Annotated in this window: 13 protein-coding genes; 1 reads left to right on the forward strand and 12 read right to left on the reverse strand. The window is 67.7% G+C overall.

The features are described 5' to 3' along the window. Positions 1-21: 21 nt before the first annotated feature. The 6 genes from JXZ78_RS33820 to JXZ78_RS33845 form a co-directional block, all read right to left on the reverse strand. On the reverse strand, positions 22-1026 hold the full coding sequence (locus JXZ78_RS33820) for an ABC transporter permease (RefSeq protein WP_238783552.1): 1005 nt from the start codon (positions 1024-1026) through the stop codon (positions 22-24). Continuing rightward, entirely contained in the window at positions 1019-1942 is a 924-nt protein-coding gene (locus JXZ78_RS33825; RefSeq protein ID WP_030020258.1) for an ABC transporter permease, read from the reverse strand. The genes JXZ78_RS33820 and JXZ78_RS33825 overlap by 8 nt, the downstream gene beginning before the upstream one ends. A gap of 14 nt (positions 1943-1956) precedes the next feature. Beyond that, positions 1957-3579, reverse strand: coding sequence for a peptide ABC transporter substrate-binding protein (locus tag JXZ78_RS33830; RefSeq protein WP_033037870.1), 1623 nt, complete (start codon positions 3577-3579; stop codon positions 1957-1959). Between the two features lie 137 nt (positions 3580-3716). Further along, on the reverse strand, positions 3717-4367 hold the full coding sequence (locus JXZ78_RS33835; RefSeq protein WP_050502495.1) for a hypothetical protein: 651 nt from the start codon (positions 4365-4367) through the stop codon (positions 3717-3719). A 203-nt stretch (positions 4368-4570) separates the two neighbouring features. After that, entirely contained in the window at positions 4571-4798 is a 228-nt protein-coding gene (locus tag JXZ78_RS33840) for a DUF397 domain-containing protein (protein WP_030020255.1), read from the reverse strand. A gap of 10 nt (positions 4799-4808) precedes the next feature. Next, positions 4809-5672, reverse strand: a complete 864-nt coding sequence (locus JXZ78_RS33845; RefSeq protein WP_030020254.1) for a helix-turn-helix domain-containing protein — start codon at positions 5670-5672, stop codon at positions 4809-4811. A 134-nt stretch (positions 5673-5806) separates the two neighbouring features. Here JXZ78_RS33845 and JXZ78_RS33850 point away from each other — a divergent pair, with 134 nt between their 5' ends. Further along, positions 5807-6202, forward strand: a complete 396-nt coding sequence (locus tag JXZ78_RS33850) for an ATP-binding protein (protein WP_030020253.1) — start codon at positions 5807-5809, stop codon at positions 6200-6202. 75 nt (positions 6203-6277) lie between these two features. Here the strand turns inward: JXZ78_RS33850 and JXZ78_RS33855 are convergent, their stop codons facing one another. The 6 genes from JXZ78_RS33855 to typA form a co-directional block, all read right to left on the reverse strand. Further along, on the reverse strand, positions 6278-7330 hold the full coding sequence (locus tag JXZ78_RS33855) for an ABC transporter ATP-binding protein (protein ID WP_238783553.1): 1053 nt from the start codon (positions 7328-7330) through the stop codon (positions 6278-6280). Next, on the reverse strand, positions 7323-8360 hold the full coding sequence (locus JXZ78_RS33860; protein ID WP_238783554.1) for an ABC transporter ATP-binding protein: 1038 nt from the start codon (positions 8358-8360) through the stop codon (positions 7323-7325). Before JXZ78_RS33860 ends, JXZ78_RS33855 begins: the two co-directional genes overlap by 8 nt. A gap of 11 nt (positions 8361-8371) precedes the next feature. Then, the gene (locus tag JXZ78_RS33865; protein WP_238783555.1) at positions 8372-9361 is read right to left on the reverse strand and encodes an ABC transporter permease; all 990 of its coding nucleotides are present in this window, start codon (positions 9359-9361) and stop codon (positions 8372-8374) included. Then, the gene (locus JXZ78_RS33870; RefSeq protein ID WP_030020248.1) at positions 9354-10280 is read right to left on the reverse strand and encodes an ABC transporter permease; all 927 of its coding nucleotides are present in this window, start codon (positions 10278-10280) and stop codon (positions 9354-9356) included. The genes JXZ78_RS33865 and JXZ78_RS33870 overlap by 8 nt, the downstream gene beginning before the upstream one ends. A gap of 95 nt (positions 10281-10375) precedes the next feature. After that, positions 10376-12001, reverse strand: coding sequence for a peptide ABC transporter substrate-binding protein (locus tag JXZ78_RS33875; RefSeq protein WP_030020247.1), 1626 nt, complete (start codon positions 11999-12001; stop codon positions 10376-10378). A gap of 492 nt (positions 12002-12493) precedes the next feature. After that, entirely contained in the window at positions 12494-14398 is a 1905-nt protein-coding gene (gene typA, locus JXZ78_RS33880; protein WP_030020246.1) for a translational GTPase TypA, read from the reverse strand. Positions 14399-14498 lie beyond the last annotated feature (100 nt).

The raw sequence follows: 14498 nt of genomic DNA on the forward strand, positions 1-14498 counted from the left end.
CAGCCGTCATCCACGGTCTCCTCAGCGCAACTTGGGGTCGAGGGCGTCGCGCACCGCGTCGCCGAGCATGATGAACGCCAGTACGGTCAGGCTGAGCGCGCCGGCGGGCCACAGCAGCATGTGCGGCGCGTTGCGGATCTGCTTGGACGCCTCGGAGATGTCGATGCCCCAGGAGACGGTCGGCGGCTTCAGACCGACGCCCAGGTAGGAGAGCGTCGCCTCCAGCGCGATGTACGTGCCGAGGGCGATGGTCGCCACGACGATCACCGGCGCCACCGCGTTCGGTGCCAGGTGCCGCAGCAGCAGCCGGGTGTTCCCCGCCCCCAGCGCCCGCGCGGCCTGCACGAAGTCGGCCTGCTTGACGGTCAGTACGGAACCGCGGGCGATCCGCGCGAGCTGCGGCCAGCCCAGCAGCACGATGAACCCGACCACCGGCCACACGGAGCCGGACGGCACCACGGACAGGAACACCAGGCCGCCCAGCAGCATCGGAATGGCGAAGAACATGTCCGCGACACGGGAGAGCAGCGCGTCCCACCAGCCGCCGAAAAACCCGGCCAGCCCGCCCAGCACCCCGCCGAGGAGCGCCGCCCCGGCCGTCGCGCACACGCCGACCGTCACCGACGCCCGGGCCCCGTACACCGTCCGCGCGAAGACGTCGCAGCCCTGGGTGTCGAAACCGAACGGATGACCACTGCGCGCGCCCTCCTGCGACAGGGTGATGTCGCAGTCCAACGGATCGGTGGAGGTCAGCAGGGACGGCCGGACCGCGATCAGCAGAAAGAACAGAATCAGCAGGCCGGAGACGACGAAGACCGGATTGCGGCGCAGGTCGTGCCAGGCGTCCGACCACAAGCTGCGCGCCCGGCCGCCGGCCGGCTGCACACCGGCCCCCTGCGGCGCCCCCGGGGCCCCGGGCACCTCCGGCGTCCCCCCGGGCCCGCCCACGGTCTCCGCCTCGACGGCGGGCAGCGGCGTCCCGACACCCGACGGCTGGAACGACTCCGGACGCTCGGGCTCAGGCATAACGAATCCTCGGGTCGAGCACGGCGTACAGGAGGTCGACGATCAGGTTGGCCAGCAGGAAGACGATGACCAGGACGGTCACGAAGCCGACGACGGTCGGGGAGTTCTGGCGGACGATGCCCTGGTACAGCTCGTAGCCGACGCCGTGCACATTGAAGATCCTCTCGGTGACCACCGCGCCGCCCATCAGCGTGCCGATGTCCGCGCCGATGAAGGTGACCACCGGGATCAGCGAGTTGCGCAGCAGGTGCCGTACGACGATCCGGCGCCGGGGCAGGCCCTTGGCGACGGCCGTACGCACGTAGTCCGCACGGGCGTTCTCCGCGATCGACGTCCGGGTGAGCCGGGTGACGTACGCCAGCGACACCAGGGCCAGCACACAGCCCGGCAGCAGCAGTTCGTCCAGGGGCGCGCCCAGGGCGACGGCCGGGCTCACCCACGCCCACTTCACGCCCAGCAGGTACTGGAGCACGTACCCGCTGACGAACGTCGGTACGGACACCACGATCAACGTGAGCACCAGCACCCCGGAGTCCAGCAGCCGCCCCCGCCGCAGCCCGCCGAGCACGCCGAGCGTCACCCCGACGACGATCTCCGCGACGACGGCGACGGCGGTCAGCCGCAGGGTGACGGGAAAGGCCGTACCCATCTTGTCCAGGACCTGCTGCCCGTCGAAGGTGGTGCCGAAATTCCCCGTGAAAATCTGCCCCATGTAATGCAGGTACTGCTGCCACAGCGGCTGGTCCAGATGCAGCTCGCGGCGGATCTGCGCGGCCGTGGCAGGGTCGGGCGCACGGTCACCGGAAAGCGCCGCGACCGGGTCGCCGAGCGCATACACCATGACAAAGATAAGAAAGGTGGCACCGACGAAAACCGGCACCATCTGCAACAACCGCCGGATCACATAACGTCCCACGACCGCCTCCCCCCTCAGCCCTTGATACGAATCTGACCGTACACAGGAACACTGAAAGGGTTCAGCGCGACATTCTCGACCCGTTCCCCGTACCCGCCACTGCCGTTCTGGTACCAGAGCGGAATCGCCGGCATCTCCCGGGCCAGAATCCGCTCGGCCCGGTGATACGTCTCGTTCACCTGCCGCTGCTCGCTCTCCGCGTTGGCCCGGCTCACCAGCCGGTCGAACTCCTTGTTGCTCCAGCCCGAGTCGTTGGACGAAGCACCGGTGAAGTACTGGCTCTGCACGAACGTCTGGATCAGCGGATAGTCCATCTGCCACCCGGCACGATAAGGCCCGCTCATCTTCTTCCCCGTGACCTTGGTTCGGTAATCGGCGAAGGTCCCCACCGGCGCGCCGTCACACACATGCCGGCCCAGCGCCTTGTTCACGCTGTTGCACAGCGCGTCCACCCACAACTTGTGCGACCCGGTGTCCGCGTTGTACGTCACCTTCATCGAGCCGCCCGGAATCCCGCCCCCCTCGGCGACCAGCTTCCGGGCCCCGGCGGGGTCGTACGTGCACGCCGCACCGCACAGTCCCGCCTGGTACCCGCCGTGCTCCCCCAGGGCCATCGCGGACCAGTCGGTGGCGGGCGTCCGCGTACCCCGGAAGATCTGCCGGGTGATCGCCGGCCGGTTGACGGCCATGGAAATCCCCCGCCGGACCTTTTCCACTCCCGCCTTCGACCACTTCGCGTCATACATCGGGAACGACAGCGTCTGAATGATCCCGGCAGGCTGATTGATGTACCGTCCGCCCAGATCCTTCTGCACATGCTTCAACTGCGGAGCCGGCACATCATCGACCAGGTCCAGGTTCCCCGCCATCAAATCAGTATAGGCAGTATCGCTATCCGTATAAACCTGAAGATCCACCCCGCCGTTTTCCGCCCGGTCCGGCCCCGGATATCCATCCCACCTCCGCAGCCGCATGACCCCGCCCTTGGCATACGACTGCACGGCATACGGCCCATTGCCGACCGGCTTCGCCAGCCACGCGTCGTGGTCGGTGAAGAACATCCGGGGCAGCGGCAGGAAGGCGTTGTACCCGAGCATGTCCGGCCACAGCCCGAATTTCTGGTTCAGCCGCACCGTGAACGTCAGCTCATCCCGCACCCGCAGCCCACGCATGGTCTGCGCAGCCGGCTTCTCCCCCGCCCCTTCGGGATGCACGTCCCCATACCCCTCCACGTAACTGAAGAACGGCGCCCCCTGCTGCCGATTGGTGACCAGCGCCCCGTAATTCCAAGCGTCCACGAAAGACCGCGCCGTAACCTTCTCCCCGTTGCTGAACGTCCACCCCCGCTTCAACTTCACCGTGAAATTCCGCGCATCAGACGACTCGACCGACTCCGCGACCATGTTCTCCGCGACAGCGGTCCGCGGGTTGTACCGCTTCAGCCCCCGGAAAGCGAGATCGAGCACCTTGCCACCCTGCACATCGGTGGTGTTGGCCGGCTCCACCGGATTCTGCGGATCCCCCCAGGACGCCCGTACGACCGTGGGGTCCTGCCCACCCCCACCACACCCGGCGCCCGCCAGAACGACCACGGCGCCCACGACGAACACCGACCCGACGCGCCAGGCACCCCGCAACGACCTGCCTCCTCAGAGCTGCGACCCCGGGCACCCCACCGTCCCGGCCTCTCGGCCCCAACCTGACACCTCACACCCGCCGCGCCCCGTCACCCGGGCGCAACACGGGCCAGAACCCCCCGTACGAGCGATCTTCGTCATCCCCCGTGAGGATCACAGCCGATGCCGTCACCGTCCCGGTCGAGATGGTTCGGGTCGTCGGTCCCCACGACGGTGGGCCCGTCGAGGTCCGAGCAGTCGACGTCCGGCCCGCCGGCCGACGGCCCGGGGCGAGGAGATCCGCCGCCCCCGTCACTCGGCGTCGGCCCCGCCACCGCACGGATGTCGGCGGCGACGACGACTCCGTCCCGCACCGTGTACGTTCCGGCGAAGGTCCGCACGGACCCGTCCCGCTGCGCCGCTTCGAGTGTCACCGTGACCATGTCGCCGCTCACCCCGACGACGTGCACGGTGTCGCGGGCCGTGTCGGCGAAGCCCGCCACGAAGGCGTCGTACCCGCCTCCGAGGTTCTTGCCGCCCAAGTCCCAAGCACGGCGGAAGTCGCGAGCATTGACGGCCGCGTAATAGTCCTGGACGACGGAGGCGGCATCCTGCGCGGTGGCGGAGCCGGTTCCTCGCGTCGCCGTCGCGCTGCCGGTGGGCGCGGGCGTCGGCGCCCCGGTGACCGTACGCGTACTGGTGACCGTGGTCTCCGTACGATCCGCCCGATCCTCACCGGACGCCCCGCAGCCCGCCAGGGCTGCCGCGGCCAGGACGGCGACGGACGTCATGATGACAAGGCGGCGCATCGGCCTCACCCACCCGGTGGAACGCACCTACCCCACCAGAATGCGCCGGAGCCCACCACCTCGCCACCGCGCAGCCCCGCGAGCGACCGACCGCCGTACAGCGATCCGCCTTACCGCCTCCACCTCGTGAGCCTCACCACCAGGAGGGTGGGCACCAGGGTGCTCGACTCCCGCCCCCACAACGAACCCATGCGAGCCGCGCGTCAGCGCGAACCCTCACGCGAAGCGCGGAGATCCCCCGCCAAACCGAAGGCCCCAGCCTTCAGCCTACGTACCAGCCCCCGCAACGCCCCCACAGACACCCCCAACACCACCCCCGGCTCCGCACTCTCCCGCACCCGCCGACCCCCGTCGCCCCCCACCGCCACCTCGACGCACGCCTCGGTGTGTCCCTCGCTGAAGCTGGACTTCTGCCACTCGAACCGGGACATGCACACCTTCCTAGAGCAGGGGGTACAGGAGTCGCTCGATGAGCCGCACCGTGTCCTTGGCCTGCCGCGCCTCGGGCGGAAGCGCCGCCTTCGCCAGCTTAGCGAACGTGTGCGAATACCTGCTGACGGCTTCAACTTCGCCCAGGTACAGGGAGTTCTCGACGTGCGGGACCACCACCGTCGACAGTTCACGCACCCGCGGCATCAGCACGGTGAAGGGAGCGCCGAAGGGCACCGGCCCGTCGAAAGGCAGCACCTGGAGCGTCACGTTCGGCAGGCGGCAGGCTTCGAGCAGGCGCAGCAACTGCTCCCGCACGAGCTCCCGGCCTCCGAGGGTGACGCGCAGCGCGGCCTCATGGACGACCATGTGCAGCCTCGGCGCTCCCTCCCCCGTGAGCACCCGCTGCCTCGCCAGCCGGAAGTCCACCGCGGACGCCTCCGCACTGTGGGGCACCTCCACGTACCCGCCGCGGTGCACGGCCGTGGCGTACGCCCTCGTCTGGAGCAGGCCGGGGACGAACATCGGTTCGTAGCAGGCGATGGACTCGGCCCCGGCCTCCAGTTCGGCGAAGTCGAGCAGCGGCGCCCGTACGCTGTTGCGGTACAGGCTCCACCACCCTTTCCCGGTCCGCTGCCCGAGGCCGGTCAGCGCTTCGACGTACCCGGCATCGATGTTCCCCGCCGCGTCGGCGAGTCGGCGCAGCCGCTCGGCCGACAGGCTCGTACGTCCGCTCTCGACGTTGCTGATGTGCGATTGATGCATCCCCATCACGGCAGCACCCTCACCCACCGACAGCTTCGCGCGCTCGCGCAGCTTCCGGACTTCCGCCCCGAAGCGTCGCTGGCGGTACGTGGGGTTGGCGCGCAGGCCCATCGGTCCCTCCCTCGATGCACGCGAGCAGTATTTCGCAACTTTGCGTTGCGGCAATGAGGTTGTGAATAGGAAACCCCTGTCGCTACCTTGAGTGTGACGCCAGTCACAGACCGCACTCACCCGGAGGCTGCCACATGCGCACGCCCAGCGAGACCTGGTCCTACGGCCTGTTCATCCCGCATGATCCACGGGCGGTCGGTGTCGTCAGAGCGGCGTTGCGGCACATCCTGGAAGGGGCCGGGCTGACCTGCCTGACGGAGACGGCGGAGCTGATGGTCTCGGAGCTGATCACCAACTCGTACCAGTACGCGAAGACCGACGCGTACGTGAGCGTGGACCGCTCACCGTTCGATCTGACGATCGCCGTGTGGGACACCGGTCCCGGCGTGCCGGAGCGGCAGAAGGCCGCGGTCGACGAGGAGTTCGGGCGCGGGCTCGGGATCGTGGAGGCGTGTGCGGACAGCTGGGGGGTGCGGGACTACCCGAACGGGAAGGCGGTGTGGTTCACCGTCGCGCCCAAAGAGGCGTGAGCCGAACGCGTACGCGGACGGGGGCGCACGGAGCCGAAGCTCCGGGCGCCCCCGCGTACGCGTGTACGGGCCGGCTCAGGCCGCGCCGACCACGTCCTTCTCCTCCGCGAAGTGGCAGGCCGAGTCGTGCGCCGCCAGGCTGCCCGTGGTGGCGAAGCGCTCCGGTACGGCGAGCAGCGGCACCTCCTCGGCGCACTTGTCCTGGGCCTTCCAGCAGCGGGTGCGGAAGCGGCAGCCCGACGGCGGGTTGGCCGGGGACGGCACGTCGCCGGAGAGGATGATCCGCTCACGGCCGGCGCGGGCCTCCGGGTCCGGTACGGGGACCGCGGAGAGCAGGGCCTGGGTGTACGGGTGGGTCGGGTGGTCGTAGATCTGCTCGTCGGTGCCGATCTCCGCCATCTTGCCGAGGTACATCACCCCGACCCGGTCGGAGATGTGCCGGACGATGGACAGGTCGTGGGCGATGAAGAGGTAGGACAGGTTGAACTCGTCCTGGAGCTTCTCCATCAGGTTGATGACCTGCGCCTGGACCGACACGTCCAGCGCCGAGACCGGCTCGTCGCAGATGATGATCTCCGGGTTGAGCGCGAGGCCGCGGGCGATGCCGATGCGCTGGCGCTGGCCGCCGGAGAACTGGTGCGGGTAGCGGTTGACGTACTCGGGGTTGAGGCCGACGACGTCCAGCAGGTCCTGGACCTTCTTGCGCCGGTCGCCCTTCGGAGCCACCTCGGGGTGGATCTCGTACGGCTCGCCGATGATGTCGCCGACCGTCATGCGCGGGTTCAGCGAGGTGTACGGGTCCTGGAACACCATCTGGATGTTGCGGCGCACGGCCTTCAGCGCGCGCCCCGACAGCTTGGAGATGTCCTGGCCCTTGTAGAAGACCTCGCCGGACGTCGCCCGCTCCAGGTTCATCAGCAGCTTGGCGACCGTGGACTTGCCACAGCCGGACTCGCCGACGATGCCGAGGGTCTCGCCCTCGTACAGCGAGAAGGAGATGCCGTCGACGGCCTTGACCGCACCGACCTGCTTCTTGAACAGGATGCCCTGGGTGAGCGGGAAGTGCTTGACCAGGTTGCGGACTTCGAGGATGGGCTCGCGCGCCGCGTCCTTCGTGGGCTCAGCCATTGATCGTCTCCTCCCAGAAGTGGCACGCGCTGCCGCGCCCGTCGGCGACGCTGTGCAGCGGCGGCACCTCGGTACGGCAGATGTCCTGCGCCTTGGGGCAGCGCGGGTTGAACGCGCAACCCGTGGGGATGTTCAGCAGGTTGGGCGGCAGGCCCTTGATCGCGTACAGCTCCTGGCCCTTCTGGTCCAGGCGCGGGATGGAGTCGAGCAGGCCGCGCGTGTACGGGTGCGCGGGGTTGCTGTACAGCTCGTGCACGGGTGCGTGCTCGACGATCCGGCCCGCGTACATCACCGCGATCTTGTCGGCGACGTCGGCGACCACACCCAGGTCGTGGGTGATCAGGATCAGGCCCATGTTGTACTCGCGCTGGAGGTCCGCGAGCAGGTCCATGACCTGCGCCTGGACCGTCACGTCGAGGGCCGTGGTCGGCTCGTCCGCGATGATCAGGTCCGGTTCCAGGGCCAGCGCCATGGCGATCATGATGCGCTGGCGCATACCGCCGGAGAACTGGTGCGGGTAGTCCGAGACCCGGGCCGCCGCGGCCGGGATCTTCACCCGGTCCATCAGCTCGATCGCCTTGGCCTTGGCGTCCTTCTTGGACATGCCCTGGTGGACCCGGAACATCTCGCCGAGCTGGTAGCCGACGGTGAGCACCGGGTTCAGCGACGACAGCGCGTCCTGGAAGATCATGGCGATCTTCGCGCCGCGGGTCCGGCGGCGCTCCTCGGGCGTCATCTTCAGCATGTCCTCGCCGCGGAAGAGGATCTCGCCCTGCGGGATCCGCGCCGGCGGCATGTCCAGGATGCCCATCACGGCCTGCGCGGTGACGGACTTGCCGGAGCCGGACTCGCCGAGCACGGCGAGCGTCTCGCCGGCGCTGACGTTGTAGTTGACGCCGTTGACGGCCTTGACGACGCCGTCCCGGGTGTGGAACTCGACGTGCAGGTCACGAACGTCGAGCAGCGGACCGCTGTCCTTGGCGTCCGTCCCCCGCCGGGGGACGTCCGCGGTCTTTGAGATGGTGGTCACGTACGCCTCCCTCAGCGCAGCTTGGGGTCGAGGGCGTCGCGCACCGCGTCGCCGAGGAGGATGAACGCCAGCACCGTGATGCTCAGGAATGCCGACGGAATGAGCAGGACGTGCGGGGCGTCGCGCAGCACGTCCTTGGCCGCGGAGATGTCCACGCCCCAGGAGATGGCCGGCGGCTGGAGGCCGATGCCCAGGTAGGACAGGGTGGCCTCGGCGGAGATGTAGCCGGCCAGCGCGATGGTGGCGACGACGATGACCGGCCCGATGGCGTTCGGCAGGATGTGCTTGAACAGGATGCGGGTGTGGCCCGCGCCGAGCGCCTTGGCGGCCGTCACGAAGTCCGACTGCTTCTGGGTGATGACCGCGCCGCGCATGACGCGGGCGAGCTGCATCCAGCCGAAGACGGACAGGCCCAGGGTCACCGTCCACACGGTGCGGTTGGTGAACGCCTGGAGCAGTACGAGCGCGCCGAGCAGCAGCGGGATGCCGAAGAACACGTCGGTGATACGCGACAGGAGGGCGTCCGCCCAGCCGCCGAAGTACCCCGCGAGCATGCCGAGCAGGCCGCCGAAGACGGTGACCGCGAAGGTCACGCAGACGCCGACGATGATCGAGGCGCGGGCGCCGTAGACCGTACGGGCCCACACGCTCTGGCCCTGCTTGTTGTAGCCGAACCAGTCCACCTGGAAAAGGTGCGACCACTGGGGCTCGCCGAGGTAGTGGTTGCGCAGGTCGGCGTGGTCGGGGTCGGCGCCCGTGAAGAGCGACGGCACGATCGCCATCACGATCAGCAGCACGAGCAGCGCACCGGCGATCCAGAACATCGGCCGGCCCCGCAGTTCGCGCCAGGCGTCCTGGCCGAGGCTGCGCGGCTTGTTGGCGGGGCCGCCGGCGGCTTCGACAGCGGCAGCACCGACACCGGGCGCCGCGAGGTCCACGGTGTCGCCGGTGGTGCCCGGGCCCGCGACGGCGCCAGGGTTCACAGTTGTCTTCTCAGGCATAGCGGATCCTCGGGTCCAGGACGGCGTACAGCAGGTCCACGACCAGACTGCTCACGAGGTAGATGAGGACGAGCACCGTCACGATGCCGACCACGGTGGGCCCTTCACTGGTCTGGATCGCCCGGTAGAGCGTGTTGCCGACGCCCTGGACGTTGAAGATGCCCTCGGTGACGATGGCGCCGCCCATCAGCATGCCGAGATCGGTGCCGAGGAAGGTGACCACGGGGATCAGGGAGTTGCGCATCAGGTGCACGCCCAGGCGCCGGCTCTTCGGCAGGCCCTTGGCGAGCGCGGTGCGCATGTAGTCGGCGCGCAGGTTCTCCGCGACGGTGGTACGGGTGAGCCGGGTGACGTACGCGAGCGACAGGGCGCCGAGAACGATCGCCGGGACGGTCAGTTGCCCCAGGTTCATGGAGTCCTGGACCGTCGGTGTGATCAGCTGCCACTTCAGGCCCAGGAAGAACTGGGCGAGGAAGCCGAGCACGAACACCGGGACCGAGATCACGATCAGGGTGAGCACCAGGACCAGCTGGTCGACGAACTTGCCGCGCTTGAGGCCGGTGAGCATACCGAGCGCGACACCGATGACGACCTCGATGGCGAAGGCGTAGAGCGCCAGCCGAATGGTCACCGGGAAGGCCTCGCCGATCAGGTCGGCCACCGGGCGGCCGGTGAAGCTCTGCCCGAAGTCGCCCTTGAACAGGCCGGTCAGGTAGTTCCAGTACTGGGTCAGCATGGGCTGGTCCAGCCCGAACTGGTGCCGAAGTCTGGCGACGGTGGCCGGGTCGGCGGCCTTGTCACCGAAAAGCGCCTTGATGGGGTCGCCCGGCAGCGAATACACCATCAGGAAAATGAGCAGAGTGGTCCCGATGAACACCGGGATCATCTGGAGCAGTCGCCTCGCGACATAACGCCCCATGGTTCCTCCTGTCGCTGACGGGCCCAGCGGCCGCCACGCCCCGGGGGTGAGGGGGGCGGGCGGCTACTGGGCCTGCGTCACATGCAGCGTCCCGGTTACTTCTGCTTGACCTCGACGTCGGTCCAGATCGCCTGGCGGTAGGTGTCGAACTTCACGTTCTGCACGTTTTTCGAGTAACCGCCGAGGGTGTGGTCGAAGAACAGCGGGATGGAGGGCATCGTCTCCGTCAGCTTCTTCTCGGCCTGGAGGTAGAGCTTGTTGGACTCCTCGATGGTCTTGGCAGCGTTGGCCTGGTCCATCAGCTTGTCGAGCTCCGGGTCGGAGAAGCCCATGTCGTTCGCGCCGGCACCGGTGCGGTACTGCTCGGAGATGAAGTTGGAGATGTTCGGGAAGTCCTGGACCCACGCCATACGGAAGGCGCTGTCCATCTTCTTGCCGGTGATCTCGTTACGGACCTGCTGGAAGGTCGGGCGCGGCTGGGCGGCGCAGTTCACGCCGGTGTTCTGCTTGATGTCGTTGCAGACCGCCTCGGCCCAGTCCCGGTGGCCGCCGTCATTGTTGAAGGTGATGGTCATCTTGTTGCCGGGGACGCCACCGCCTTCCTTGATCAGCTGCTTGGCCTTGGTCGGGTTGAACTTGCAGAACTCGCCGCAGGCGTCCTTCTGGTAACCCTCGACGACCGTGGGAACCCAGCCGTCGGCCGCGTCGTAGGCGTCCTTCAGGACGGTCTTGACGATGGTGTCGCGGTCGATGGCCATGGAGAGGCCCTGGCGGACCTTGGCCTTCTCGGGCTTGCCCCACTCCTTGTCGTACATGGGGAAGGCGATGGTGGTCTGGCCGCCGTACGGCTCGTTGACCGCGCGGTCACCGAGGTCCGCCTTGAACTTGCTGGTCGCCGAGTTCGGGACCTTGTACATGATGTCGACCTTGTCGGAGACCAGGTCGTTGTAGGCGCTGTCGTCCGTGTTGTAGAACTTGAAGATCACGCCGCCGTTCTTGGGCTTGTCCACGCCCTTGTAGTCGGCGAACTTCTTCGTCTTGAACTGGACCTTGTGCTCCCAGTTCCCGTCCTGCTGGTACGGACCGTTGCCGACGGGGTGCTCACCGAACGCCTTGGTGTCCTTGAAGAACGCCTTGGGCAGCGGGAAGAAGGCGTCGTAGAACAGCCGCTCCTTGAAGGTGGAGACGGGCTTCGACAGCTCGATGGTGAACTCGTTGTCGTTGACGACCTTCAGGCCCGACATCTTGTCGGTCTCCGGGTCGCCCTCCTTCGGGTGGATCTCCTCGTAACCCTTGATGGGCTCGAACCAGGAGGAGTTCAGCTGGGCGTTCTTGGCATTGGCGCCCCAGTTCCAGGCGTCCACGAAGGAGGAGGCCGTCACCGGCTCGCCGTTGTGGAACTTCCAGCCCTTCTTCAGCTTCACCGTGAAGTGCTGGTTGTCCGTGGACTCGACGCTCTCGGCGTTCTGGTAACGCAGCTTGCCCTTGGCGTCGAAGTCGACGAGACCTCGGAAGAGGTTCTTGATGATGTAACCGCCGCCGACCTCGTTGCTGTTGGTCGGGATCAGCTCGTGCTGCGGCTCGGTGCTGTAGTAGGTGTACGTGCCGTTGGGGTCAACGGCCGCGTTGTTGCCACTACTGCTGCCGCCGCCGCACGCCGTGGCGGTCAGGGCCACGGCTATCGCACCTGCGACCCAGGTGGCGCTCTTGGCACCGCGCATGGGACTGCCTCCTCATGAGTCCATTCACTTCATGGAAAGGAGCTGCCCGCAGCTGACACCCCTGACAGCCAGCGACCAGCTCCTGCTGCTCGTGAGTCGGCGCTCCCCACAGCGCGTGACCCATTGACCCGAGCTCAATGCACCCCAGTCTCAGTCACGTTCGCCCCATAAACCACGTGTAAGGGGTCTCGGTTTGGTCACATCCGTTTTCCTGGAGTTCGGAATCCGGACAAACCAAACCATCCAGACGGTAACGAAACGGACCGTCGGCGCCGCACATGCTGATCTTCGTCCGTAATTCGGACCCGCCATGGCCCGATCGCAACCGGAATCCCGTTGACACGGTGATCATTAATGCGGTAGCCGGCCCGGCGTACCGGTAAACGGAAAGCGCCCCACCGGATCAGAAATCCGATGGGGCGCTCGCGGAGCGTAATCGCCGGGCGGCCGCGGGGCATTACCCAGCGTGTCCGCACGGCGTCACGGTGCGTATTACCGCTTCGCGCGCGAAGCGGTGCGGCCGCGCTCCTTCTGGTCCAGGACGACCTTGCGGATACGGACCGCCTCCGGGGTCACCTCGACGCACTCGTCGTCGCGGCAGAACTCCAGCGACTGCTCCAGGGAGAGCTTGCGCGGCGGCACGATCGCCTCGAAGGAGTCGGCGGAGGAGGAGCGCATGTTGGTGAGCTTCTTCTCCTTGGTGATGTTCACGTCCATGTCGTCGGAGCGCGAGTTCTCACCGACGATCATGCCCTCGTACACCTCGGTGCCCGGCTCGGTGAAGAGCACGCCGCGCTCCTGGAGGTTGGTCATCGCGAAGGCGGTGACCGCGCCGGAGCGGTCGGCGACCAGCGAACCGTTGTTACGGGTCGTCAGCGTGCCGAACCAGGGCTCGTGGCCCTCGTGGATGGAGTGCGCGATACCGGTACCGCGGGTGTTGGTCAGGAACTCCGTACGGAAGCCGATCAGACCGCGGGACGGGACGACGAACTCCATGCGGACCCAGCCCGAGCCGTGGTTGGACATGTTGTCCATCCGGCCCTTGCGGACACCCATGAGCTGGGTGACGGCGCCCATGTGCTCCTCGGGCACGTCGATCGTCATGCGCTCGACGGGCTCGTAGGTCTTGCCGTCGACCTCCTTGGTGACCACCTGCGGCTTGCCGATGGTCATCTCGAAGCCCTCACGGCGCATCTGCTCGACCAGGATGGCCAGCGCCAGCTCACCGCGGCCCTGCACCTCCCAGGCGTCGGGGCGCTCGGTGTCCAGCACGCGCAGCGAGACGTTACCGATCAGCTCGCGGTCCAGACGGTCCTTGACCTGGCGGGCGGTGACCTTGCGGTCCTTGGTCGCGGCCTTGGCGTCCGCGCCCTTGCCGGTGCCGCCACGGCCGACCAGCGGCGAGGTGTTGGTGCCGATGGTCATCGAGATGGCGGGCTCGTCGACCGTGATCAGCGGCAGCGCGACCGGGTTCTCCGGGTCGGCCAGCGTCTCGCCGATCATGATGTCGGGGATACCGGCGACGGCGCAGATGTCACCGGGGCCGGCCACCTCGGCGGGCTTGCGGGTGAGCGCCTCGGTCATCATCAGCTCGGTGATGCGCACGCTCTGGACCGACCCGTCGCGCTTCATCCACGCGACGGTCTGGCCCTTGCGCAGCTCGCCCTGCTCCACGCGGAGCAGCGCGATACGGCCGAGGAAGTTGTCCGCGTCGAGGTTGGTGACGTGGGCCTGGAGGGGCGCCGACTCGTCGTACTCGGGGGCCGGGACGGCGTCCAGCAGCGTGCTGAAGAACGGCTCCAGGTTGGTGCTGTCCTGCGGGACCGTGCCGTCCTCCGGCTTGGTCAGCGAGGCGACACCGTCACGGGCGCAGGCGTAGACGATCGGGAACTCGATCTGGTCCTCGTCCGCGTCCAGGTCCAGGAACAGGTCGTAGGTCTCGTCGATGACCTCGGCGATCCGGGCGTCCGGGCGGTCGGTCTTGTTGATGCACAGGATGACCGGCATCTTCGCGTCCAGCGCCTTGCGCAGCACGAAGCGGGTCTGCGGCAGCGGGCCCTCGGAGGCATCCACCAGCAGCACGACCGCGTCCACCATCGACAGGCCGCGCTCGACCTCACCGCCGAAGTCGGCGTGGCCGGGGGTGTCGATGATGTTGATGGTGATGACGTCGCCGCCATCCTTGGGGTGGTACTTCACCGCCGTGTTCTTGGCCAGGATCGTGATGCCCTTCTCACGCTCCAGGTCGTTCGAGTCCATCATGCGGTCGTCGAGGGACTCGGCAGCGTGCGCGGCGAAGGAACCGGCCTGCTTGAGCATGGCGTCGACGAGGGTCGTCTTGCCGTGGTCGACGTGGGCGACGATGGCGACGTTACGAATGTCGTGGCGCGTGGGCATACTGCGGCGCTTCTCCCGGATCGTGGATGGCGGCACGTACGGTCCGGTACGTGTGCCTGCCGGGCATGAAGACGCCACGGCCTCACCCCATGGTACGGGG

This window comes from Streptomyces monomycini, assembly GCF_022271435.1.
GTDB lineage: Bacteria > Actinomycetota > Actinomycetes > Streptomycetales > Streptomycetaceae > Streptomyces > Streptomyces monomycini.

Excerpts from the sequence above, each read along its gene's own strand:
- JXZ78_RS33855 (WP_238783553.1), bottom strand. The coding sequence starts at position 7,330 with ATGGCTGAGCCCACGAAGGACGCGGCGCGCGAGCCCATCCTCGAAGTC.
- typA (WP_030020246.1), bottom strand. The coding sequence starts at position 14,398 with ATGCCCACGCGCCACGACATTCGTAACGTCGCCATCGTCGCCCACGTC.
- JXZ78_RS33865 (WP_238783555.1), bottom strand. The coding sequence starts at position 9,361 with ATGCCTGAGAAGACAACTGTGAACCCTGGCGCCGTCGCGGGCCCGGGC.
- JXZ78_RS33845 (WP_030020254.1), bottom strand. The coding sequence starts at position 5,672 with ATGGGCCTGCGCGCCAACCCCACGTACCGCCAGCGACGCTTCGGGGCG.
- JXZ78_RS33850 (WP_030020253.1), top strand. The coding sequence starts at position 5,807 with ATGCGCACGCCCAGCGAGACCTGGTCCTACGGCCTGTTCATCCCGCAT.
- JXZ78_RS33870 (WP_030020248.1), bottom strand. The coding sequence starts at position 10,280 with ATGGGGCGTTATGTCGCGAGGCGACTGCTCCAGATGATCCCGGTGTTC.
- JXZ78_RS33835 (WP_050502495.1), bottom strand. The coding sequence starts at position 4,367 with ATGCGCCGCCTTGTCATCATGACGTCCGTCGCCGTCCTGGCCGCGGCA.
- JXZ78_RS33875 (WP_030020247.1), bottom strand. The coding sequence starts at position 12,001 with ATGCGCGGTGCCAAGAGCGCCACCTGGGTCGCAGGTGCGATAGCCGTG.
- JXZ78_RS33840 (WP_030020255.1), bottom strand. The coding sequence starts at position 4,798 with ATGTCCCGGTTCGAGTGGCAGAAGTCCAGCTTCAGCGAGGGACACACC.
- JXZ78_RS33820 (WP_238783552.1), bottom strand. The coding sequence starts at position 1,026 with ATGCCTGAGCCCGAGCGTCCGGAGTCGTTCCAGCCGTCGGGTGTCGGG.